This window comes from Streptomyces sp. UF-297 (assembly GCF_058245575.1).
Window position 1 is genome coordinate 189010 of sequence record NZ_JBSIBZ010000001.1, and the last position, 20350, is coordinate 209359.

Genomic DNA, 20350 nt, shown 5'->3' on the forward strand with positions numbered 1-20350 from the left:
TCAGCCCACCGCCCTGCGTGCCGCGGCGACGATGTCCGCGACCTGCGGCAGCGCCGCCTGCTCCAGCTGTCGTGCGTACGGAATGGGGACCTCGGCGCTGCACACCCGCTCGACCGGTGCGTCCAGCTCGTAGAAGGAGCGCTCGGTGATACGGGCGGACACCTCGGCGGCCAGGCTGCCGGTGCGCCATGCCTCGTCGATGACCACAACGCGGTGTGTGGCGGCCACGGCCCGCGCGATGGCTTCATCGTCCAGGGGCCGCAGGGTGCGCAGGTCGAGCACCTGTGCGCCGATCCCGTCGGATGCCAGCTGTTCGGCGGCTTCCAGTGCCTTGGGCAGTGAGCCGCCGTACGTGATCAGCGAGACGTCCGCGCCTTCGCGCCGCAGGGCGGCCCGGTCCAGGCTCACCGGCCCGTCAGGGGAAGGGAGTTGGCCCTGGGCGTTGTAGAGGGAGCCGTGCTCGAAGATCAGGACCGGATCGGGGTCGGCGAGCGCGGGGGCGAGCATGTGCCGGGCGTCCTCGACGGTCGCGGGCGCGAGCACCCGCAGGCCGGGGATGTGCGCGTACCAGCCCTCCAGGCTGTGCGAGTGCTGGGCGGCGAGCTGGCGCCCCGCTCCGGTGGTCATACGGATCACCAGCGGTACCGCGAACTGACCGCCCGACATGTGCAGCAGGGTGGCCGCGTTGTTGAGGATCTGGTCGAGGGCAAGCAGGCTGAAGTTGACCGTCATGATCTCGACAATGGGCCGCAGCCCGGCCAGTGCGGCACCGATCCCGGCGCCGACGAAGGCCGACTCGGACAGCGGGGTGTCGCGGATCCGCTCGGGCCCGAACTCCTCCAGCAGGCCGAGGCTGACGCCGAAGGCGCCGCCGTAGGAGCCCACGTCCTCGCCCATCAGGAAGACCCGCTCGTCGGTCCGCATCGCCTCGCGCATCGCCTCGCGCAGCGCCTCCCGGTACGTCGTCGTCGCCGTGGCGTGTCCGACGGGCATGGCGGTCATGTCCCCTCCCCGGGTTGGCTGGTGACGAAGCACAGCAGGTCTTCGACGGGCTCCACCGGGGCGTTCTCCGCCGCAGCCACGGCCGCGTCCACCTCCGCCACGGCCCGGCGGTCCATCTCGGCCGACGTCTTCTCCTCCAGTGCGCCGTCCGCCCGCAGCCGTGCGGCGAGTGCCTCGACGGGATCGCGCTGCTGCCAGTGCTTGATCTCACTCTTGTCGCGGTAGCGGTCCGGGTCGTACATGGAGTGGGCACGGAAGCGGTAGGTGCGCAGTTCCAGGAAGTGCGGGCCGCTGCCCGCGCGGATGCCTTCCACCGCCCGGCGCGCGGCGCGTTCGACGGCGAGCACGTCCATGCCGTCCACCGCCCAGGCGACCATGCCGTACGAGGCGGCGCGTAGTGCGAGATCCGTGCTCGCGTGCTCCTTCGCCAGCGACGTGCCCATCGCGTACTGGTTGTTCTCGCAGACGAGCAAGAGCGGCAGCCCCCACAGGGCGGCGAGGTTGGCGGTCTCGTGGAATTCCCCCTCGGCCATCGCGCCGTCGCCGAAGAAGCAGCACGTCACCCGTGGCTGCCCGCGCATACGGTCGGCCAGCGCGAGCCCGGCGGCCAGCGGCAGCCCGCCGCCGACGATGGCGTTGCCGCCGTAGAAGCGCCGCTTGGCGTCGAACATGTGCATGGAGCCGCCGCGCCCCCGGCTGCACCCGGTGACCCTGCCGAACATCTCCGCCATCACGGCATCGGCGGGCACGCCCCGGGCCAGCGCGTGCCCGTGCTCGCGATAGGTCGACACCACGGCGTCGTCCTCCACCAGAGCCTGGGCAACGCCGACGGCCACCGCTTCCTCACCGATGTACAGGTGCACGAAGCCGCGGATGCGCGAGGCGCTGTAGAGCTGGACGCAGCGCTCCTCGAAGCGGCGGATGCGCAGCATCTGGTGCAGCAGCTCCAGACGGTGCTTGCCCTCGGGGGTGAGGGCGTGTGCGGTGCTCATGCCGGTCCCTCCAGCCTCTCCAGTGTCGAGGTGTCTCCCTGCGGCAGGCCGAGTTCGCGGGCCCGGAGCAGCCGCCGCATCACCTTTCCGCTGCGGGTCTTGGGCAACTGCTGGTCGAAGGCGATCTCGCGCGGGGCGACGGCCGGGCCCAAGCGGCGCCGGGAGAAGGCCAGGAGGTCGCGCTCCAGTGCCGGGCCGGCCTCGAACCCCGGCTTGAGGGACACGAACGCCTTGATGATGTTCCCGGCGACCTCGTCCGGCCTTCCGATGACTCCCGCCTCGGCGACGGCGGGGTGTTCCATCAGGGCGCTCTCCACCTCGAACGGTCCGATGAGGTGCCCAGCGCACTTGATGACGTCGTCCGCGCGCCCCACGAACCAGAAGTAGCCGTCCGCGTCCCGGCGCACCACGTCCCCGGTCAGATACCAGCCGTCGGCGAAGGCGGCGCTGTAGCGCTTCTCGTCGTGCAGATAGCCGCGGAACATCGAAGGCCAGCCCGGACGCAGCGCCAACTCACCCTCACTGCCGGGCGATTCGAGTACGGTCACCGTGCCGTCGGACACCTCGGCCCGTCCGTCCTCGCCCCGCGCCAGGACCGCGGCCTCCATACCCGGCAGCACCCGCCCCATCGAGCCGGGCCGGATGTCGCAGGCGGCGAGGTTGGCGATGACGATGCAACCGGTCTCCGTCTGCCACCAGTTGTCGTGGACCGGCAGCCCCAGCACCTCCTGCCCCCACCGCACCGCCTCCGGGTTCAGCGGCTCACCGACCGAGGCGATGAACCGCAGCGCCGACAGGTCGTAGGAGCGCGGCAGGTCGTACGGGCCGCCACGGGGCGTGGCCCGCATCAACATCCGGATCGCGGTGGGCGCGGTGTACCAGACGCCGACGCGCTGCTCGGCCAGGATGCGGTACCAGCGCCGCGCGTCGTACTCGCCCTCGTCCACCACCACCGTCGCGCCCAGGGTGAGCGGCGCGATGATCCCGTACGACATGCCGGTGACCCAGCCGGGGTCGGCCGTGCACCAGTAGACATCGTCCGGGTGCAGGTCCAGGGCGTATTGGGCGGTGACACGGTGGGCGGCCACGGCCCCGTGCACGTGCACCGCCCCCTTGGGCGTGGACGTGGTGCCGCTGGTGAAGTGCAGCAGCGCCATGGTCTCCGCCCCCGTGGGCGGGATCTCGAATTCCTCGCCCTGTGCGCCCACCAGCTCCTCGAACCCGAGGGTGCCGGGCAGTTCACGGCCGCGGGGCCCGACGATCACCACATGCTTCAGCTCCGGCAGCTCGTCGCGACGGTCGGCGACCTTGCGTACGTACAGCGCCTCGGTCGTCACCAGCACCCGGGCGTCGCCCAGCCGCAGCCGCTGGCGCACCGGGTCCGGGCCGAAGGCGGAGAACAGCGGACACAGCACGCTGGTGTTCTTCAAGGTGCCCAGCACGGTGACGTACAGCTCCGGACAGCGGCCGAGGAGCGTGAAGACCCGCTCGCCCGCACCGATGCCCAGGTGCCGCAGCGCGCCCGCGAACCGATTGCTGTGGGCGGCCAGTTCCCTGTAGGTCACGGTCCTGACCGCGTCGTCCCGGCCAATGCAGCGCAGTGCGACCCGGTCCCCGTGCCCCTCGGCGACGTGGCGGTCCACCGCCTCGTATGCGATGTTGAGCCCTTTGCCGCCGGGCAGCTCCGCGAGCCGGGTCCGTGCCTTCCACCACGCGAAGTCCGCGCAGGTCTGCTCGTAGTCGACCACGTTGGGGACAACCCGCGGCCGCCCCGTCTTGCGGATGAGCTCTGTCGGCATCTCGGCTCTCCCCCTCGCGGGCGGTGCGGAAGCCGCGCGTACGGCATGTACGGCGCACGTCGTGTACGAGTCGAGCATCGCGCCGACCGCAGGGGGCGGGCAGGGGCCGAGTGCCCCTTTGCGGAGACCGGACGGCCCCTGCTCGGAACGGCTCCGATTCGTGCCGGAACGGTGGAGTGGTCCCGCCCGGCTGCCGTGGACCGTGCCCGGCTGTGCCCCGTCCGTCGTGGCCGACAGTCGCGGTTGACCGTTGGCGCGGTCGGTGTTGAGTGAGGGGGAACGTCACATCCCTTCTGGCTCAGGAGGTTTTATGACCAACCGCATCGACCAGCCGCGCACACTCGACCTGGTCGGCAACCCGGTCCTGGTGGGCGGTATCGGCACCGGCCACGAGGCCACGCTGCAGTACCGCATCGGTGACGGTCACGACGAAGTCAGCGGTCACTTCACCGTTGGGGGCGGGGCCGGCGAGCACGGACAGTTCCAGCTCAAGGCCGATGTCGGACGCGCGGCTTTCAAACTCGACCGGCTGCTCGTCCAGGTCTTCGAGAAGAGCCCCAAGGACGGCAGCGAGATCAACATCGTGACCATTCCGGTCATCTACGGTCCGCGCATCGTTCCCAACTACTACGGCTACCGCGAGCACAAGGTGGTGAAGGGCGACACCCTGTCCTCCATCGCCAAGTCCCACTATGGGGACGCCTCGCTGTACCAGCGGATCGTACGGGCCAATCCGGACCAGATCACCGACCCGGACAAGATCGTCCCCGGTCAGATCCTGCGCGTCCCCATTGGTTCCTGACCGTCGGCCGTTCTTGAACGGACGCTGGACCAGTGCCGTGACGGCTCTGTGCGGCGGCGGTGAATCGGCGGACGCGCGGGGCCCGCGACCGTGCAGGACGGCCGGGGACAGGGGCCGCTCGGCCCCTGTCCCCGGCCGCAGGCATGTACGGACGATGGCGAGACAGCCCGGGAGGCGTCCCAGGAGGAGCAATGGCGGACTACGACGACACCCCGGTCGTGCTCGACAGGGACGGGCTCGATGCGCTGGTCCGGGAGCTGAGGGCGTGTGGCCGTACCGTGATCGGCCCCACGGCCCGTGACGGGGCCATCGTGCTCGCCGAACTCGACTCCGCGCACCAGCTGCCGTACGGGTGGGGCGTGGAGCTGGAGGCCGGCCGGTACCGGCTGCGGCACCGCGAGGACGGGGCGGCCTTCGCGCACAGTGCGGGACCGCAGTCCTGGAAGACGTATCTGCATCCCGAACGGGAGAAGCAGTGGAGCGCGGACCGGGGCCCGGACGGCGAGTTGACCGTACGCGAGGAGGGGACACGGCAGCCCGCGTACGCCTTCCTCGGGGTGCGGCCGTGCGATCTGCGGGCCATCGCGATCCAGGACCGGGTGCTGACCGGCGGCCGGTTCGAGGACAACGGCTATCGGGAACGCCGGAGGGGGGCGTTCCTGATAGCCGCGGAGTGCACCGAGCCAGGGGCCACCTGTTTCTGTGTCTCCATGGGTACCGGCCCGGCCGTGGACGCCGGATACGACCTGGCGCTGACCGAGGTCGTGGACAAGGCCGGGCACCGGTTCCTGACCCGCGCGGGCAGTGCGCACGGTGCGGAGCTGCTCGTCCGGGTGCCGCACCGGCCCGCGGACGCCACCGTCACGACCACCGCCCGGGAGAGCGTGACGGCCGCGGCCGACCGGATGGGCCGGTCCATGCCGCCGGTGAGCCTGCAGGCCCTGATGGGCGCTTCGTTGGACGCGTCGCGCTGGGACGATGTCGCCGCCCGTTGCCTGACCTGCGGCAACTGCACCATGGTGTGCCCCACGTGCTTCTGCACCACCACCGAGGACGTCACCGACCTCACCGGTGACCACGCCGAGCGGTGGCAGCGCTGGGACTCCTGCTTCGACCTGGACTTCAGCTATCTGCACGGTGGGCCCGTACGGGCTTCGTCGCGCAGCCGCTACCGGCAGTGGCTCACCCACAAACTCGGCACCTGGCACGACCAGTTCGGCTCGTCGGGCTGTGTCGGCTGCGGGCGCTGCATCGCCTGGTGCCCGGTCGGCATCGACATCACCGAGGAGGCCGCCGCGCTGCACGCCGAGGCCACGGGAAAGAGCGGAGCTCAGTAATGATCACCAAGGACGGCATGTTCGCCACGATGTCGGCCTACCACCGCGGCCAACTCCTCCGCTTCGCGCACGAGGTGACCTTCCCGGCAGGTTCCCGGATCTTCGAGGAGGGCGGCCGGGCCGACCACTTCTGGGTCATCCGTACCGGAGGAATCGCCCTGGACCTGCATGTCCCGGGCCGCCACGCGCCCACCGTGGAGACGCTGGGAAGCGGTGAACTGCTCGGCTGGTCCTGGCTGTTCCCGCCGTACCGGTGGCACCTGGGCGCCCAGGCCACGAGCGCCGTACGGGCCTGGGAGTTCGACGCCACGGCGGTCCGCGCGCTGTGCGAGGAGGACCCGGTGCTCGGCCGGACACTGGCCGTCTTCGTCGCGGGCGTCATCGCGCACCGGCTGAAGGCCGCCAGGACCCGGCTGCTGGACCTGTACGGGCCCTACGGCAGCGAGTCCGAGCGATGAGCGGCGCCCCGGTTCCGTACCGCGTGGTGCGCCGCCAGAAGGAGACCGTCGATACGGTCACGATCGAGCTGGAGCCGGTCGACCGGACTCTGCCGCCCTTCGCCCCCGGCCAGTTCGCGATGGTCTACGCCTTCGGTGCCGGGGAGATCCCGGTGTCGGTCTCGGAGATTTCCGGACACCGCCTGACCCACACGGTGCGCGATGTCGGCGCGGTGTCCGGTGCACTGTGCCGACTGCGGCCCGGAGCGCAGGCCGGGCTGCGCGGACCGTTCGGTACGGGCTGGGAGCTGCCGGAGTCGGCGGGACGCGATCTGCTGGTCATCGCCGGGGGCATCGGTTTGGCGCCCCTGCGGCCACTGGTCCTCGCCGCGCTCGCCGAACCGCCTGCCTTCGGGCACCTGAACGTGCTCGTGGGTGCCCGTACCCCCGGCGACATCCTCTACCGCGCACAGCTGCGGCGCTGGGCGGAAGCGTATACGGAGCGAGCACATACGGCGGTCACGGTCGACCGGCCCGACGCTCACTGGTGCGGGCACGTCGGTGTCGTCACCACGCTCCTCGGCCGTGCCCGGTTCCACCCGCCGGACACCACCGCCTTCATCTGCGGTCCCGAGGTGATGATTCGGGCCATCGCCCGTGAGCTGCTGCACCTCGGCCTGCCCGCGCACCGCATCAGGGTCTCCCTCGAACGCAATATGCGCTGCGCGACCGGCCATTGCGGCCACTGCCAGCTCGGCCCGGTACTGCTGTGCCGCGACGGGCCGGTCATCGAATGGGGCCGTGCCGAACCCCTTCTCGGCGTAAGGGAGTTGTGACATGACCGAGGACCACAACAGCCGGAAGGCTCTTCCCTCGCTGGCCGTGTTCAAATTCGCCTCCTGCGACGGCTGCCAGCTCACCCTGCTGGACTGCGAGGACGAACTCCTCGCCCTCGCCGACCAGGTGGAGATCGCGCACTTCCTGGAGGCGTCCAGCGCGGTGCGGCCCGGCCCGTACGACCTCTCGCTCGTCGAAGGCTCCATCACCACGGCCGACGACGCCGAACGCATCCGCCGCATCCGCGCCGAGTCCCGCCATCTGGTCACCATCGGCGCCTGTGCCACCGCGGGCGGCATCCAGGCACTGCGCAACTTCGCCGACGTCGAAGAGTTCCGGGCCACCGTGTACGCCCGCCCCGACTACATCGACACCCTCGCCACCTCCACGCCGATCTCCGCCCATGTGCCGGTCGACTTCGAGCTGCGCGGCTGCCCCATCGACCGCCGCCAGCTCATGGAGGTCATCACCGCCTACCTCTCCGGGCGCAAGCCGGACATCCCGAATCACAGCGTCTGCTTCGCCTGCAAACGGCGCGGCACCGTGTGCGTCACCGTCGCGCACGGCACACCGTGCCTGGGCCCGGTCACCCATGCCGGCTGCGGCGCGATCTGCCCGGCATACGGCCGCGGCTGCTACGGCTGCTTCGGCCCGTCCGGCTCCGCGAACCTGCCCGCACTGATCCCTCTCCTGCGCCGTGACGGCATGGACGACGGCGACGTCGAACGCCTCCTGGGGACTTTCAATGTCGCGGCCTTCGCGAAGACTGCCGTGGAAGGTCCGTGACGCATCGAGGCGGAACTCGATACCGGGTGTACGGCGATGCCGAGGGCCAGGTCACCACGGCGCGTCTGCTGCACCGCCGCGCCGCCTATCCCTCTCGGTCAGCTGCCGGGCGATGCTCCGTGCACGGGTCTCGATCTCTTCCCAGTTGCGGAAGTCACCGTAGCGACCGCCCATGGCTCGGTAGATGAGGCGTCCGAGCGGCGGCAGATGATCCCGCTCCAGGGCGCCGGCGAACAGGAAGTGGTCCCGGGGGCGGACCATCTCCTGGACGGCCACCAGTCCCTTCGCCTCCGGTGCGTGCCGTTCGAACCACCCGCCCACCACACGCGCCAGGCCCACGCTGAAGATCCACACCGGTCGGCCGGCCAGCGTGCCGCGATGGGTGTCGGCGAATTCGATCGCCCCCTCAAGCCACGCGCCGCCGTGGACGGCGCTGCCCAGCACGTAGGCGTCATAGCCGTCCGCATGCAGGTTCCCGTCCAGCTGCCCCAGAACGACCTCGTGTCCGCGTTCCCGAAGGACGGCCGCGATGTGCTCCGCTATGCCATGGGTGGAGCCGTGCTCGCTCGCATATCCCACCAGAACCACCATGTCGTCATCTCCTCACTGGCCGCACTGCCCGAACCTGGGGCGGTCGGGGAGCGTGGGCAGGCCCGCGCGCCCTCTGCGTTATCCGCGGCTCGCTGTGATCGTTCCCGTTCGCGGCAGGGGAACCGTGACCGTCAGCACACCGCGCCCGTACTCCGCGCTCGCGCCTTCGGCGCGTGCGCCGGCAGGCAGGCGGACGGCGCGGGCGAAGGCCCCGTAGCGGAACTCCGAGTGCGAATGTTCTGGTGCCTGCTCAGCGCGGCCGGAACGACGGTCAGCACACAGCGTGAGCGTGCCGTCCATGACGCTGACCTCCAGGTCCTTGTCCGGGTCGACACCCGGCAGTTCGGCTCGCAGCACGTATGCGCCATCGGCGGTGTGCTCCTCGATGCGGATGTCGTGCAGTCCGGGTGCGCTGCGCCACCGGGGAAGGCCGGGCCTGCTCCACTCCACCAGATGGAGCAGGGATGGCGGCCACCTCAGCCACCGTTCGGTGATCCGGCTCATCGCGTCCTCCCGTAGTCCCCGGGGGCGCTTCCCGCCCGCCTTCAGCCTTCTCTCGCCGAACGCCCCCAGGCCAGGGGCCTACCGGCTCCCGGGAACGGCCGTACGGCCCGGGTCAGGTGCGCCGGTGCCGCCAGCGCGGGCCGACCTTGCTCCATTCACGGCCCCACTGCTTCGCGCGGTGACGGTCCAGCGGCACGCACAGGGCACGACGGCCGAGCAGAACCAGCGAGCAGAAACCGCCTGCCACGACGACGCCGACCATGGCTGCCTGGAACACGCTCTCGGACGGGCCGGGAGGTGGCGGAACCAGCCGGCCGTGCCCGTCGGTCCAGACGGTGATCCGCGTTCCTGCCGCACGCCCCGGCTCCACCCGTGCCTGCCCCGTATGGACCGACCCGCTGCGGTCCGTCCACCGCACCGTGACGCTCCCCCGATCGTCAACGCCCCTGTCCGAGGCCACCGGTGCGCGGTCGGGAGCATCCTCGGCCAGCACAGCAGAAGCACGCCGCCGGTCCTGACGCTGCTCCTGGAAGGCATCATGGACCGCCTGGCCCGCCATGACCGCGACGGTCGGTCCGCCGACCAGCATCAGCAGTGCCGTCACCAGCACGATCCACGCCTCCACGACATCGCAGCGGCGCTTGAGCGGGTTGCGCCGCCATCGCCACAACCGCTTATTCGCCCGCATGGATCAGCCTCCCTCCGTTCACTGGGCGGGCCTGCCCTGTGCAACTCGTTATGCGCGCCGCCCTCGGAGCGTGGCGTGGAAGAAGGACCATGCTGAGGGGGACGGTGACCACAGGACAGTGCGCGTGGCGCAGGCACTCACGGGCAACCGGCCCCAGTACGGGCTGTCCGGCGTCGCCGTGCTCCCTGCGGCCCAGAGCCAGCAGCATCGCGCCGCGCGCGTGCCGCAACAGCACAGAGGCCGGAGGGCCTTCGGCGAGAACTTCGCGGATCTGCGCCCCGGGAACCGCTTCGCGCAGACGGGCCACCGACTCGTCCAGGATCCGGGCCGCCCGGCGGCGGTCCTGCACCGCCGTGGGCGAACCGGCCACCGACGCGTACGGTGCTCTCAAAGGAGCAGTGGGCGACCAGGCATGCACTGCCACCACTTCCGCTCGCAGCAGCCGGGCCCGAGCAGCCGACCAGCGCAGCGCGGCGAGCGAACCGGCCGAGCCGTCCACCCCCACGACCAGGGTTCCGTACGCCGATTGCGTCACTGTTGCCTCCGGGTCCTCCATGACCGGGCGAGGTCGCAAGGGGGGCGGGAACCGTTCTCCCGTCCCCTCGGACAGCCCGATCAGACATGTCAGGCGACACGGCGGAGCTGTTGCGACTTCTCCAAGGAGGCTGCCTCGTCGGTCAGTTTGCGCGTGAGCCCGGCGAAGAAGCGCAGCACCTCGCGCCAGAAGTAGCTGGCACCCGCGATGAGGAAGCCCGTCAGCGTGATGCCGATCGTGTCATTGCGAACCGTGAGCCCCCAGGCTCCGAAGAGGTCGAAGTCCGCCAGCCAAGCGGCACCCATGCCGAGCGCCACGAGGGCGAACGCCCAGAACTCCTGGGCCGCCGCAAGGAAGCGGTGGGAAAACTGCGCCACCACCAGCACGGCCAGTCCGAGGAGCACCAACAACCCGAACGCGTACATGAGACCTTCCGTCCTTCCTGAGCTGACCTTCCTGAGCCGACGCGGCGGTCGCCGCTGTCCTGGTTTCCTTTCATCACCGTGTCCGCTCCCGCCCTGCCTCTGCCAGGGGCCGCGTGGCCCCGGAGCAGGGGCCGTCAGGACCGCAACTACGGCGATCGGCCTCTGGCGGCAGTGGCGCGGTGGGAGGAGGCTGACGGCATGTAGGGAGGCTGCTCCATGACCCGACATCGCGCACTGGGCACAGCTGCCGTTGCAACAGCCTTGTACGGCCTGACCATTCGGCCAAAGCTGCTGACCTGGGGAGCAACTCGGGAGGAGGCCGCCCTCACCTACCCCGGCGACGATCTGGTCCCCGACGCCCCCGGGCCGTCCACTATGGCCACGACCCTTCCGGCGCCGCCTGAGAAGGTCTGGCCCTGGCTGGTGCAGATGGGCTGCGGCCGCGCGGGCTGGTACAGCTGGGACCGGCTGGACAACGGCGGGCGGCCGAGCGCGGACCGCATCGCCGCCGAGTGGCAGGACCTCAAGGAGGGATCCCGCGTCCTCGCGGTGCCCAGCGGCGACTTCTGGTTCACCGTCGCCGCCCTCGTACCGGACCGGACGCTGGTGCTGCGCATGGACGTGGAACTGCCGTCCGGCCACCCCTTCGACATACGGTACGGGCCGCTCTCCGGAGCGTACTTCGACGGCGTCTGGGGCTTCCACCTCCGGCAGGTTCCCGGCGACAGGACGCGCCTTGTGGTCCGTACGCGCGGCCGGGGCCACCCGCTGCTGCTCACGCGGCCGCTGGACCTGCTGCTGTGGGAACCGGTCCACCTCGTCATGCAGGCCCGCCAGTTCCGCAATCTGCGCACCCGCGTCGGCGCCGAAGCGTGAGCCTCGATCAGCGGTGGCTGTCCCTGTCGTGAGGCCGCCGGTCCCCGAAGTAGTGCCGCTCCTCCATGACCGACCCGCTCTCGCCGGGGCGGCGTCGAGGGCCGTTCCAACGGTCCTGGCTGAGCAGGGCCACGATGCCCAGCACAATGATCAGCCAGGGAAAGATGGGGCTGTCAGCACCACCGATGATGATCAGCGAGCCCCAGGCAATGGCCGCGATCCCCAATCCGGCGATCCACATGACGTCCTCCTTCCCTTCGACAGGGACCGGTGCGCGGTGTGCCCGCTGTCCCTGCTGCCACCAGCGTGAACCACCGCGACCACCCCGGACAGGGCCGCACGGTCCACCGGGCAGGGCCGGTCATCGGCACGCGCGCCGCTCAGCGGCTCTGCACCTGCGAAATCGAACTCATCGACATCGCGGCGCAGTTCGGAGACCTTGGCCAAGGGGCACACCGAAGCGGCCAGATCCACTCGGGCGGCGCCCAGGGCTCGTACGAACCGGCAGGCGGCCAGTGCCGTGGAGCCTGTGGCGATGCCGTCGTCCACCACAACGGCCGTCCGGCCGACAAGGGGTACGCGCAGGCGATTGCCGCGGTGACGACGCACCCGCCGTTCCAACTCCGCCCGTTCGGCGGTCTCCACGGCCGCGCACTCCTCCTCGCCGAGGCCCATGACTCGTGTTGTGGCGGCATTCACGACGCGGACCCGATCCTCACCGATGGCACCGAATCCCAGCTCCGGCCGGCCGGGCAGCCCGAGCTCGCGCACGACGACAACGTCCAAGGGCGCGCCGAGCTCCTGAGCCACCTGGAACGCCACCGGCAACCGCCATGCGGCAGCGCGAGGACACAGGGATGAAGGACCCGCACGGGAGGCCGTCCGGCCCATCACCCGTGGCGACCGTCGGTGAAAGGCTGAGGGGGACGGGACAAGGGGGCTCGTGATGACGAGAGACATTGTCTTCGGCCCGAACGAGGAGCGCTCTGGAGGCGCCGCCGACGTACTTGACGGCCCGCAGAGCGTGGAAGAACGGGTAGCTCACCTCGAAGTGCAGGTGGACACCTTGATCCAGGCAGTCCGCGCGCTGGTCGACGGTCTCGAACGCGCCCCGGCCCAGGCCGCGGAGAACGACAAGGCGGAACGCGGAGCCCGCTTGGCCCACGAACTCCTGCTCTCCCAGGGGCTGTGAACCGTACGGTCAGGCCGTCCTCAGGGCGAGCCAGGAGCAATCGCCGTCGGCGCGTGAACGCCATCGCACTGCGGAACACGATCACGGAGGATCACATGAACAGCACGCTGGAATGGCGGCCACCACTGCTGCCGGACCTGTTCGACTGGTTCGAGTCGGGCCTCGCAGGCCGACTGGGGTCCCCTGGCATCCACGGCATCCGGATCGAGGAGCAGCTCACCGACGATGCCTACCGCGTCCGCGCGGAACTGCCGGGACTCGACCCCGAGAAGAACATGGACATCAGCGTCACCGGCGACGTGCTCACCCTCCGCGCCGAACGCGGCGAGGAGACCGAGCACAAGCACCACTCGGAGTTCCGCTACGGATCACTGTCCCGTTCCGTCCGCCTGCCCGCGAATGCCCGCTGGGACGAGGCCACCGCCGAGTACAAGGACGGCATCCTCACCGTGCAGATCCCGGTCGCCAAGCCGGAGAAGGCCGCGGTCAGGACCATTCCGGTGCGGCGCGGGACGGCCTGACCGGGCCCCGGTGCGCGGACGTGCGCCGCCCCGCGTCCGCGCACCGCCCGAGCAGGAACAGCCATACGGTGTCCGGCGGCAGCCCACCGGCCCGATCCCGGCCACCGGCTGCGCGCGTGTCACTTGATGCGGACACCGACGTCGGGTGGCCTGCGCAGCGAGTTGTGCGCCGTGCAGCGGCTCACCACCGCACGGAGCGCCTCGCGTCGGGCGATGCTGATCTCCACAGGTGTGACGACCCGAATCCGTACGGCCGCGACCCGCGCGGGACGGTCCTCGGCCATGTCGAACTCCGCCTCCACGCGCAGGCCTTCGTGCCGCAGATGGTGGCGCTGGAGGAAGCGGCCGGCAGAGTAGGCGACGCATGCGGCAAGGGACGCGACGAACAACTCCACCGGTGTGGGGCCGAGGTCATGCCCATCGGCGTTGCCCGGCTGGTCGACGACGCTCTCGTGGCCGCGCACCGTGACGGTGTACGACTCCCCTGAGGCGTACGTCACCGCGATGCGTTCCGGCTCTCTGAGGGCCTTGTCGTCCCACTTCACCAACGGCAGCACGCGGGCCGTATCCGAGTCCTTGATCACCACGTCTTCTCCTGCTGCGCCGGGCGATTCCGTCGCCGGCTCATCCGCCGGCAGCACGACGATGATCACGGCGCTCCAGCGGACCCCACGGCTCAGGTCGGGGTCTCCCGCGCCGACCGTCGCCGAATCCAAGGGGCTTGAACGAATTCAGCTGACCCGTTGTCCGGGCACCTCGTGTTCGGCGTCACCGCAGATACGGCAGGTTGCGCGACGGGCGGTCCGGTTTCCCCAGACCAGCCCCACGCCGGCACTGTGCCGGACCTCATCACTGGCGATACGGACGTGATCGGCACACAGTGCCGTGCCGCAGTGCCGGCATATCGCGACGGCCGACGCGGCTTTCCCGTTCTTTGCACAGTCGTAGCAGTTCATGGCACGAGCCCCCTCGTGCAGATATCTTTTATCTCTTCCTACGGCCAGTGTGCCGCGCGGCCTGCCGCTGCACAGTGGGCCGTACGGCCCCTGCCCGGGGCATCCGGCCCTTGCCCGGCACTGTGCCCAAGGGCGCGACGACCTGTCCTTGCCGGCAACTCAGCAGTTCACCGACCTGTGGGAACCGGTCGACTGCACACCCGAGTTGATCTCACCCTTCCGTCCTGCCTGACGGAGTTGAGGCAAGGTGACCGCCGCATCGGCGATCGGCGAGGTAACCGCCGGAGCTTGTACGGCCGTCCCGGCGAAGCAGGCATACGCATCAGCCAGTGTCTCACTGACGACAAAGGTGCGATCGAGTCCGAACAGCCTCAGCAACTGCACGACGAGGGGGCGGGTGACCACGAGTCGGAGGCGACGCCCAAGCGTCAGCAGACGGTTGTTCGCACCGCACAAGACACCCAGACCGCTGCAGTCGATGAAGGTTACTGGCCGGAGATCCACGATCAATTCGCGGTCGGGGCCGTCGATCAGCGCTTGTAGGCGAGCCCACAGAGAGGCAGCCATAACGACATCGATGTCTCCGTGCAGTTCGACAACGGTGGCCGTTTCCTCGTGCAGCTCCCTGAAACGGGAGGCAGGTTGCCGCTGAGACATGACGTTGCCTCGTTGCTGTCGCTGAGTTCTCGGAAAGACGTGGGATGCATGGGCACGCGGCGACGAAAGGAACTGTCGGCGCACTGCGTCGGCGTTCGGGGGAACAGCTGCCCTCAGTGACCGAGGCAGCTGTCAGCGTCCTCACTATTGCCGCTGTCACGTGCACCCACACAGCGATTACCGGACAATTTCGCGCCAGGGGAAGGCAGCAGTCCTGCTTCCACTCCCTCGACGTCCACAGCTGCCGCTTGGAGCAGATGCTGCCCCATGGACACCAGCGCCCGCCCTGCGGCGAGCTCATCACCGATCTCGGGCACGGAGACGTCATGAGGGTTGCGGTGCGCCTCGCCACGGGTTTCGAGAACGTTGTCCCCGGTGTCCAAAACGACCCGGGCTGTGGTCGCCGGGCCCTTTTCGAAGAGATGGATGTGCAGCCTCCACTCCTTGGCGGAGAGATTTTCGGCATCAGCGGTGCGAGACATGGTGGCGTCCTTCCTTCAGCCGGCCGTGCCGGGGGCAGAGAGCCCTCGGGCCGCTTCTTCGCCACTACTGTCGCGCCGGTGGACGTGCCGCACAGGGGCCAACCGGCCCTCTGCGCCAGGGAATGTGCCCAGCGCTGTGGGCAAGGACGTACCCATGGCCTTTCGCACGGGCCGCTCAAGGAGCGAGGGTGAAGTAGTTCTCCTCCTCCTGGAGGAAGTGCAGGCGCAGCACGGTGTAGAGGCCGTACAGGCAGGCTCGCAGGTCGTCGAGTTGCTCCGGCCCCGGAGTCCCGTCCGGTTCGGCCAAGGCGAGATGGGTGGCGATTCGCCGGGAGAGGCGTTCGATCTCGGCGTGGGCGCGGCTCATGGTGGCGGTGGCTTCCGGACCGCCGAGTGTGACGGCGAGTGCCGGGTAGAGCTGGTGTTCTTCCGCGTACTCGTGCGGAAGCAGCCGCTCGGTGAGTAGCCGTTCCACCTCGCGGACGGTGGCCAGCGCCTTGGGCCCCGGCTCGTCGGACAGCTGGTCGGCGGCGTTGCGTACGGCTTCCAGGGTGTCCTGCAGAGCGGCGTGCTCTGCGGCGAAGCGGTGGATGAGAGCTCCGGTTCCGGGGCCGACCGCCGGTCGTGCTGTGTGCCCAGGGCGCAGTGCGCGCAGGGCGTTGAGGATGACCGCGACGTCGATGCCCTCCTGGAGCAGTGCTCCGGCGGCCGGCGGGAGCAGACCGAAGGCTGCCGCCGCCATGGCCGCCAGGGACAGCGCCATGCCGCTCAGTGCGCTCTGCACGGCGATGCGCCGGGTCCGTACGGCGATCTCCGCCGCGTCGGCGAGGCGGTCCACCCGGTCCGTGGTCAGCACGACATCGGCTGCCTCCGAGGAGGCGCTGGAGCCGCGAGCCCCCATGGCCACGCCGACGTCGGCCGCCGCGAGCGCGGGCGCGTCGTTGACACCGTCGCCGACCATCACCGTGACCGCCCGGCCGCGCTCGGCGTGCACCACGGTCGCCTTGTCCGTGGGGGTCTGTTCGGTACGTACCTCGTCCACGCCCAGGATCGCGGCGATCTCCCGGGCGGGTTCGGCCCGGTCGCCGGTGAGCATCAGCAGCCGGTCGAAGCCGGCCGAGCGCAGCCGCCGCACGGTCCTGGGCGCATCGTGGCGCAGCGGATCCCGCAGGAGTACGGCGCCGGTGAGCACGCCGTCGACGGTCAGCCAGATGACGGCCGCGTTGTCCAGCGCGGCCCGGTTCCGGGCGGCGCGCGCCCAGACGGGCCGGACCGGCCCGTCGTAGCGGCCCGCACCGAGCCGGTGGCCGTCGACCGTAGCGGTGGCTCCGTGGCCCGGCTCCTCGTTCGCGTGCTCGGGCGTGGACAGCTCAAGTCCGCGGCTCTGCGCCTCGTTCACCACGGCCTGGGCCAGTACGTGCGGGGAGAATCGGTCCACCGAGGCGGCCAGTCGCAGCACTTCGGCGGGCGTTCGGCCCGGCGCGGCCACGACCTCGATGACATGGGGACGGCCGGTGGTGAGCGTGCCGGTCTTGTCCAGCAGCAGCGTGCGGGCCCGGCCCAGGCTCTCCAGGGCACCTCCGCCCCGGATCACCACTCCCTGCCGGGCTGCGCGGGAGAGCCCGGAGACGACGGCGACGGGCGCGGCCAACAGCAGCGGGCACGGCGTGGCGACCACCAGGACCGCCACCGCCTGTACCGCGGATCCGCTGATCAGCCAGGTCAGTCCCGCAGCGGCGGCACTCAGCGGCAGGAACCAGACCGCGTACCGGTCGGCGAGCCGCACTACCGGGGCGGACTCCGCACGGGCCTGGCGGGCCAAGCGAACGATCTCCGCGTACGCGCTGTTCTGCTCGGTGGCCCTCGCCCGCAACTCGAAAGCGGTGCCCGCATTGACCACGCCACTGCGCACCCGCTGCCCCCGGCCGCGTTCGACATGCAGCGACTCACCGGTGAGCACCGACTCGTCCAGGACGGCCCTGGCACTCTCCACCAGGCCGTCCACCGGAACCCCCTCGCCCGGACCGACCACCAGCAGGTCACCCACCGCCACTTCGGCCAGCGGCACCACGCTCACCTCCCTGCCCACCCGGCGGCGGGCCGTGCGCGGAGCATGCTCCAGCAGTGCGCGCAGATCGTGCGAGGCGCGTCGTCCCGCGGCAGCCTCCAGCCACCGGCCCGTGGCGAGCATCAGCGCGATCAGCGCGCCGGCCAGGTACTCGCGCACCGCCAGGGTGCCGCCGAGGGCCAGCACCGCGATCAGGTCGACACCGGCCCGGCCGTGCCGCAGCGCGCTCAACACCCATGCAACCGCAGGCGCCACGGCCGCCGCGGTGCCCGCCGCCCAGCACAGGTCCGCCACCGTACGCGCCTGGACCAGCCAGGCGATGCCACCCGTGACGAGCGCCGCGGCAGTGACACCGAGCAGGGCCCGGTCCAGCCGGCGACCAGTGGCCTGCGCGAACTTCCGGTAAGGCTGCTGCGTGGGCTCCTGACCGTTCATGGCACCCCCTGCATACTTCCGAACTGCCCCGGCGCGGGCGTCGTGGCAGGCTCCGTGCGGCGGCCACTCTTCTCCCCTCCTCATCGCACCGCGCACATCGGGCTGGATGCCAGAGCCGAACAGACCATCGCAGAGTCGCCGGTCGGCGGTGTGACGTAGATCGGTGCCGGGGCCGCTGCAGGGACTGACATCCCGGGCCGCCGGTGGCCCGGGGGCGCTGCTTCGTTGCCCGGTCGCAGGCGCCGACGATCTGTTTGAGGAAGTTCATTACCGCCGTCCGCACTTCGATCGCCGGGAGCCTGGGCCCACTGGCCGCGGCAAGGGCTGGTCGGCCCATCCCGGCATCGGTCCGGCGGGTGGATGCTGAGGGCATCAGGGCCCGGTGACCCGGAAGTGGCTGCCGCGCTGCAGGCCAAGCCGCAGGCGGAATCCGCACAGGACCAGGAGGCGACTCATGAGGAACAAGGCGCAGCTGCGGACCATGACGGGGCGCCTTGGCGCACTCGACGACGACCAGCGCGACCGGTTGATGGCACTCGCGCGCGAGGTGTCGTACCCGGCGGGCACCCGGATTTTCGAGGAGCAGAGGACGGCGGACCGATTCTGGATCATCCGGACCGGTAGCGTGGGGCTGGACCTGCATGTGCCCGGCCGCCGGGCCGCGGTGATCGAGACCCTGGGAGCCGGTGATCTGCTCGGCTGGTCCTGGATGTTCCCGCCGCGCAGCTGGCACATGGGAGCCGAGGCGCAAAGTCCTCTACGAGCCTGGGAGTTCGATGCCGAGGCCGTACGGCGACTGTGCCGCGAGGACACCGGTTTCGGGTACGCGTTCACGCTCGCGGTGGCCGAGGTGATCGGGCACCGGCTGGAGCGCGCCCGCACCCGGCTCCTCGACCTCTACGGACCGTACGGAAGCGGGCAGCTGTGACGAACGCCCCGGCGGGGACCGTCTTCCCGGTGTCCGTGGCCGAGGACACCGCCGGCCGTGCCCTGCGGACGTACCACACTCCTCCACTCGTCGAGTTGGAGGGTGAGGCAGAGGGAGGGCCGTCGTGACGCACCGAGGTTCGCGCGTGCTGCATGTCGGCGCGCTCTCCCGCGTCGAGGGGGAAGGGGCACTCCACCTGGATATCCATGGAGGCTCGGTGGAGCGGGCCGAGCTGCGGATCTATGAACCCCCGCGGTTCTTCGAGGCGTTCCTGCGCGGCCGGGCGTACACCGAGCCGCCGGACATCACGGCCCGGGTGTGCGGGATCTGCCCGGTCGCGTACCAGATGAGTGCCTGCCGGGCACTCGAGGACGCCTGCGGGGTGCGCGTGGAGGGTCAACTGGCCGCGCTGCGCCGCCTGTTGTACTGCGGGGAGTGGATCGAGAGCCAGATTCTGCACATCCATCTGCTGCACGCACCCGACTTCCTGGGCTGCGCGAGCGCCATCGAGCTGGCCCGTACCCAGCGGGCACACGTCGAGCGCGGCCTGCGGATCAAGCAGGCGGGCAACGCGATCCTCGAGCTGCTCGGGGGGCGGGCGATCCATCCGGTCAACGTAAGGCTGGGCGGTTTCCACCGCGTACCGGCACTGGGCGAACTGGTGCCGCTGGCCGAGCAGTTGAGGCGGGCGCGGGATGACGCATGGGAGACCGTGCGCTGGGTGGCCGGTTTCGACTTCCCCGATGCGGGACTGGACCACGCGCTGCTGGCGCTGGCCGAGCCGGGCCGCTACGCCATCGATTCCGGCACGCCCACCGTCATGCGCGCCCCGCGCGCGTACGAACTGCCGGTGGACTGTGAAGACCCGCTGCCCCTGCGGCAGTTCCCGGTCCACGACTTCACTCACGAGGTCGTCGAGCACCAGGTACGGCACTCCACCGCGCTGCAGGCGACCCTGAACGGCGAACGCTTCCTGACCGGTTCGCTCGCCCGCTATGCCATCAGTGGCCGCTGGCTGTCCCCGCTCGCCCGGCAGGCCGCGTGTGCGGCCGGGCTCGGTGATCCTCTGACGGGTGCGGTGTGCCGCAACCCCTTCCGCAGCATCGTGGTGCGGGCGGTGGAGGCGCTGTACGCCGTCGAGGAGGCGCTGCGGATCATCGACGCCTACGAGCCGCCGCCTTACCCGTACATCGACGTACCCCCGCGCGCTGCCACCGGACATGGCGCCACCGAGGCGCCCCGCGGACTGCTCTATCACCGCTACGCGTTGGACGCCGACGGAAAGGTCACCGATGCGCTGCTCGTCCCGCCGACCTCGCAGAACCAGGGCGCGATCGAGGAGGACCTGCGGCATCTGGTCCAGGACCGCCTGGATGCGGGCGGTGCGGACACCGACGCGGAGCTGACCGCGCTGTGCGAGCGCGGCATCCGCAACCACGACCCGTGCATCTCCTGCTCCGCGCACTTCCTCGACCTCACCGTCGCCCGGCACTGAGCCGG

The 20350-nt window shown here is 70.5% G+C and carries 25 protein-coding genes; 10 read left to right on the plus strand and 15 right to left on the minus strand.

Annotated elements, in window-relative coordinates:
- Genes AC4IJH_RS00940 through acsA form a run of 3 tightly spaced genes read right to left on the minus strand, consistent with a single transcriptional unit; the run spans nucleotide 1 to nucleotide 3793 of the window.
- A complete protein-coding gene (locus AC4IJH_RS00940; RefSeq protein WP_490849478.1) occupies nucleotides 1-1002 on the minus strand; it encodes an alpha-ketoacid dehydrogenase subunit beta in 1002 nt (333 codons plus the stop codon).
- Nucleotides 999-1994, minus strand: a complete 996-nt coding sequence (gene pdhA, locus AC4IJH_RS00945) for a pyruvate dehydrogenase (acetyl-transferring) E1 component subunit alpha (RefSeq protein ID WP_490849479.1) — start codon at nucleotides 1992-1994, stop codon at nucleotides 999-1001. Before pdhA ends, AC4IJH_RS00940 begins: the two co-directional genes overlap by 4 nt.
- Nucleotides 1991-3793 (minus strand): acetate--CoA ligase, encoded by a 1803-nt coding sequence (gene acsA, locus AC4IJH_RS00950; RefSeq protein WP_490849480.1) that lies wholly within the window; start codon nucleotides 3791-3793, stop codon nucleotides 1991-1993. The genes pdhA and acsA overlap by 4 nt, the downstream gene beginning before the upstream one ends.
- Nucleotides 3794-4103: 310 nt before the next feature.
- Here acsA and AC4IJH_RS00955 point away from each other — a divergent pair, with 310 nt between their 5' ends.
- The 5 genes from AC4IJH_RS00955 to AC4IJH_RS00975 all read left to right on the plus strand — a co-directional run bounded on the left by AC4IJH_RS00955 (nucleotide 4104) and on the right by AC4IJH_RS00975 (nucleotide 7992).
- Nucleotides 4104-4595, plus strand: coding sequence for a LysM peptidoglycan-binding domain-containing protein (locus AC4IJH_RS00955; protein WP_490849481.1), 492 nt, complete (start codon nucleotides 4104-4106; stop codon nucleotides 4593-4595).
- Between the two features lie 191 nt (nucleotides 4596-4786).
- A complete protein-coding gene (locus AC4IJH_RS00960; protein ID WP_490849482.1) occupies nucleotides 4787-5932 on the plus strand; it encodes a 4Fe-4S dicluster domain-containing protein in 1146 nt (381 codons plus the stop codon).
- The gene (locus AC4IJH_RS00965) at nucleotides 5932-6390 is read left to right on the plus strand and encodes a cyclic nucleotide-binding domain-containing protein (RefSeq protein ID WP_490849483.1); all 459 of its coding nucleotides are present in this window, start codon (nucleotides 5932-5934) and stop codon (nucleotides 6388-6390) included. The genes AC4IJH_RS00960 and AC4IJH_RS00965 overlap by 1 nt, the downstream gene beginning before the upstream one ends.
- Nucleotides 6387-7205 (plus strand): FAD/NAD(P)-binding protein, encoded by an 819-nt coding sequence (locus AC4IJH_RS00970; protein ID WP_490849484.1) that lies wholly within the window; start codon nucleotides 6387-6389, stop codon nucleotides 7203-7205. Before AC4IJH_RS00965 ends, AC4IJH_RS00970 begins: the two co-directional genes overlap by 4 nt.
- A 1-nt stretch (nucleotide 7206) precedes the next feature.
- A complete protein-coding gene (locus tag AC4IJH_RS00975; RefSeq protein WP_490849485.1) occupies nucleotides 7207-7992 on the plus strand; it encodes an NADH-quinone oxidoreductase subunit B family protein in 786 nt (261 codons plus the stop codon).
- 51 nt (nucleotides 7993-8043) lie between these two features.
- Here the strand turns inward: AC4IJH_RS00975 and AC4IJH_RS00980 are convergent, their stop codons facing one another.
- The 5 genes from AC4IJH_RS00980 to AC4IJH_RS01000 form a co-directional block, all read right to left on the minus strand.
- Nucleotides 8044-8583, minus strand: coding sequence for a flavodoxin domain-containing protein (locus AC4IJH_RS00980; protein WP_490849486.1), 540 nt, complete (start codon nucleotides 8581-8583; stop codon nucleotides 8044-8046).
- 78 nt (nucleotides 8584-8661) lie between these two features.
- Entirely contained in the window at nucleotides 8662-9087 is a 426-nt protein-coding gene (locus AC4IJH_RS00985) for an Hsp20/alpha crystallin family protein (RefSeq protein ID WP_490849487.1), read from the minus strand.
- A 112-nt stretch (nucleotides 9088-9199) separates the two neighbouring features.
- Nucleotides 9200-9775 carry an Rv1733c family protein gene (locus AC4IJH_RS00990; RefSeq protein ID WP_490849488.1) on the minus strand — a complete coding sequence of 192 codons (576 nt, stop codon included), beginning with the start codon at nucleotides 9773-9775 and terminating at the stop codon, nucleotides 9200-9202.
- Complete coding sequence (locus AC4IJH_RS00995) at nucleotides 9762-10331, minus strand: universal stress protein (protein ID WP_490849489.1); 570 nt, start codon at nucleotides 10329-10331, stop codon at nucleotides 9762-9764. The genes AC4IJH_RS00990 and AC4IJH_RS00995 overlap by 14 nt, the downstream gene beginning before the upstream one ends.
- Before the next feature lie 68 nt (nucleotides 10332-10399).
- Nucleotides 10400-10735 (minus strand): hypothetical protein, encoded by a 336-nt coding sequence (locus tag AC4IJH_RS01000; RefSeq protein WP_490849490.1) that lies wholly within the window; start codon nucleotides 10733-10735, stop codon nucleotides 10400-10402.
- A 261-nt stretch (nucleotides 10736-10996) separates the two neighbouring features.
- Here AC4IJH_RS01000 and AC4IJH_RS01005 point away from each other — a divergent pair, with 261 nt between their 5' ends.
- Nucleotides 10997-11611: a hypothetical protein gene (locus AC4IJH_RS01005; RefSeq protein WP_490849491.1), complete on the plus strand. Its 615-nt coding sequence runs from the start codon at nucleotides 10997-10999 to the stop codon at nucleotides 11609-11611.
- 7 nt (nucleotides 11612-11618) lie between these two features.
- On the opposite strand, the gene AC4IJH_RS01010 is transcribed toward AC4IJH_RS01005, so the two are convergent.
- Together AC4IJH_RS01010 and AC4IJH_RS01015 are read right to left on the minus strand one after the other, a co-directional pair.
- A complete protein-coding gene (locus AC4IJH_RS01010) occupies nucleotides 11619-11852 on the minus strand; it encodes a hypothetical protein (RefSeq protein ID WP_490849492.1) in 234 nt (77 codons plus the stop codon).
- On the minus strand, nucleotides 11804-12571 hold the full coding sequence (locus AC4IJH_RS01015) for a phosphoribosyltransferase family protein (RefSeq protein ID WP_490849493.1): 768 nt from the start codon (nucleotides 12569-12571) through the stop codon (nucleotides 11804-11806). The genes AC4IJH_RS01010 and AC4IJH_RS01015 overlap by 49 nt, the downstream gene beginning before the upstream one ends.
- Between AC4IJH_RS01015 and AC4IJH_RS01020 the strand changes: the two genes are divergently transcribed.
- Nucleotides 12558-12803 carry a hypothetical protein gene (locus AC4IJH_RS01020; protein ID WP_490849494.1) on the plus strand — a complete coding sequence of 82 codons (246 nt, stop codon included), beginning with the start codon at nucleotides 12558-12560 and terminating at the stop codon, nucleotides 12801-12803. The two genes, AC4IJH_RS01015 and AC4IJH_RS01020, sit on opposite strands and share 14 nt — an antisense overlap.
- A 95-nt stretch (nucleotides 12804-12898) precedes the next feature.
- Entirely contained in the window at nucleotides 12899-13324 is a 426-nt protein-coding gene (locus tag AC4IJH_RS01025; protein ID WP_490849495.1) for an Hsp20/alpha crystallin family protein, read from the plus strand.
- 119 nt (nucleotides 13325-13443) lie between these two features.
- Here the strand turns inward: AC4IJH_RS01025 and AC4IJH_RS01030 are convergent, their stop codons facing one another.
- The 5 genes from AC4IJH_RS01030 to AC4IJH_RS01050 all read right to left on the minus strand — a co-directional run bounded on the left by AC4IJH_RS01030 (nucleotide 13444) and on the right by AC4IJH_RS01050 (nucleotide 17922).
- Nucleotides 13444-13977 carry an OsmC family protein gene (locus AC4IJH_RS01030; protein ID WP_490849496.1) on the minus strand — a complete coding sequence of 178 codons (534 nt, stop codon included), beginning with the start codon at nucleotides 13975-13977 and terminating at the stop codon, nucleotides 13444-13446.
- Nucleotides 13978-14055: 78 nt separating this feature from the next.
- On the minus strand, nucleotides 14056-14280 hold the full coding sequence (locus AC4IJH_RS01035; protein ID WP_490849497.1) for a DUF2180 family protein: 225 nt from the start codon (nucleotides 14278-14280) through the stop codon (nucleotides 14056-14058).
- Nucleotides 14281-14439: 159 nt separating this feature from the next.
- A complete protein-coding gene (locus tag AC4IJH_RS01040) occupies nucleotides 14440-14937 on the minus strand; it encodes an STAS domain-containing protein (protein WP_490849498.1) in 498 nt (165 codons plus the stop codon).
- Nucleotides 14938-15050: 113 nt separating this feature from the next.
- Nucleotides 15051-15419 carry a dsRBD fold-containing protein gene (locus AC4IJH_RS01045; protein ID WP_490849499.1) on the minus strand — a complete coding sequence of 123 codons (369 nt, stop codon included), beginning with the start codon at nucleotides 15417-15419 and terminating at the stop codon, nucleotides 15051-15053.
- A 175-nt stretch (nucleotides 15420-15594) separates the two neighbouring features.
- Nucleotides 15595-17922 carry a heavy metal translocating P-type ATPase gene (locus tag AC4IJH_RS01050; RefSeq protein WP_490849500.1) on the minus strand — a complete coding sequence of 776 codons (2328 nt, stop codon included), beginning with the start codon at nucleotides 17920-17922 and terminating at the stop codon, nucleotides 15595-15597.
- Between the two features lie 454 nt (nucleotides 17923-18376).
- Between AC4IJH_RS01050 and AC4IJH_RS01055 the strand changes: the two genes are divergently transcribed.
- Nucleotides 18377-18850, plus strand: a complete 474-nt coding sequence (locus AC4IJH_RS01055; protein ID WP_490849501.1) for a cyclic nucleotide-binding domain-containing protein — start codon at nucleotides 18377-18379, stop codon at nucleotides 18848-18850.
- A gap of 124 nt (nucleotides 18851-18974) precedes the next feature.
- A complete protein-coding gene (locus AC4IJH_RS01060) occupies nucleotides 18975-20345 on the plus strand; it encodes a Ni/Fe hydrogenase subunit alpha (protein ID WP_490849502.1) in 1371 nt (456 codons plus the stop codon).
- Nucleotides 20346-20350 lie beyond the last annotated feature (5 nt).

Coding starts and splice junctions, on each gene's coding strand:
- AC4IJH_RS00940 (WP_490849478.1), bottom strand. CDS start 1,002: ATGACCGCCATGCCCGTCGGACACGCCACGGCGACGACGACGTACCGG.
- pdhA (WP_490849479.1), bottom strand. CDS start 1,994: ATGAGCACCGCACACGCCCTCACCCCCGAGGGCAAGCACCGTCTGGAG.
- acsA (WP_490849480.1), bottom strand. CDS start 3,793: ATGCCGACAGAGCTCATCCGCAAGACGGGGCGGCCGCGGGTTGTCCCC.
- AC4IJH_RS00955 (WP_490849481.1), top strand. CDS start 4,104: ATGACCAACCGCATCGACCAGCCGCGCACACTCGACCTGGTCGGCAAC.
- AC4IJH_RS00960 (WP_490849482.1), top strand. CDS start 4,787: ATGGCGGACTACGACGACACCCCGGTCGTGCTCGACAGGGACGGGCTC.
- AC4IJH_RS00965 (WP_490849483.1), top strand. CDS start 5,932: ATGATCACCAAGGACGGCATGTTCGCCACGATGTCGGCCTACCACCGC.
- AC4IJH_RS00970 (WP_490849484.1), top strand. CDS start 6,387: ATGAGCGGCGCCCCGGTTCCGTACCGCGTGGTGCGCCGCCAGAAGGAG.
- AC4IJH_RS00975 (WP_490849485.1), top strand. CDS start 7,207: ATGACCGAGGACCACAACAGCCGGAAGGCTCTTCCCTCGCTGGCCGTG.
- AC4IJH_RS00980 (WP_490849486.1), bottom strand. CDS start 8,583: ATGGTGGTTCTGGTGGGATATGCGAGCGAGCACGGCTCCACCCATGGC.
- AC4IJH_RS00985 (WP_490849487.1), bottom strand. CDS start 9,087: ATGAGCCGGATCACCGAACGGTGGCTGAGGTGGCCGCCATCCCTGCTC.
- AC4IJH_RS00990 (WP_490849488.1), bottom strand. CDS start 9,775: ATGCGGGCGAATAAGCGGTTGTGGCGATGGCGGCGCAACCCGCTCAAG.
- AC4IJH_RS00995 (WP_490849489.1), bottom strand. CDS start 10,331: ATGGAGGACCCGGAGGCAACAGTGACGCAATCGGCGTACGGAACCCTG.
- AC4IJH_RS01000 (WP_490849490.1), bottom strand. CDS start 10,735: ATGTACGCGTTCGGGTTGTTGGTGCTCCTCGGACTGGCCGTGCTGGTG.
- AC4IJH_RS01010 (WP_490849492.1), bottom strand. CDS start 11,852: ATGTGGATCGCCGGATTGGGGATCGCGGCCATTGCCTGGGGCTCGCTG.
- AC4IJH_RS01020 (WP_490849494.1), top strand. CDS start 12,558: ATGACGAGAGACATTGTCTTCGGCCCGAACGAGGAGCGCTCTGGAGGC.
- AC4IJH_RS01015 (WP_490849493.1), bottom strand. CDS start 12,571: ATGTCTCTCGTCATCACGAGCCCCCTTGTCCCGTCCCCCTCAGCCTTT.
- AC4IJH_RS01025 (WP_490849495.1), top strand. CDS start 12,899: ATGAACAGCACGCTGGAATGGCGGCCACCACTGCTGCCGGACCTGTTC.
- AC4IJH_RS01035 (WP_490849497.1), bottom strand. CDS start 14,280: ATGAACTGCTACGACTGTGCAAAGAACGGGAAAGCCGCGTCGGCCGTC.
- AC4IJH_RS01040 (WP_490849498.1), bottom strand. CDS start 14,937: ATGTCTCAGCGGCAACCTGCCTCCCGTTTCAGGGAGCTGCACGAGGAA.
- AC4IJH_RS01045 (WP_490849499.1), bottom strand. CDS start 15,419: ATGTCTCGCACCGCTGATGCCGAAAATCTCTCCGCCAAGGAGTGGAGG.
- AC4IJH_RS01050 (WP_490849500.1), bottom strand. CDS start 17,922: ATGAACGGTCAGGAGCCCACGCAGCAGCCTTACCGGAAGTTCGCGCAG.
- AC4IJH_RS01055 (WP_490849501.1), top strand. CDS start 18,377: ATGAGGAACAAGGCGCAGCTGCGGACCATGACGGGGCGCCTTGGCGCA.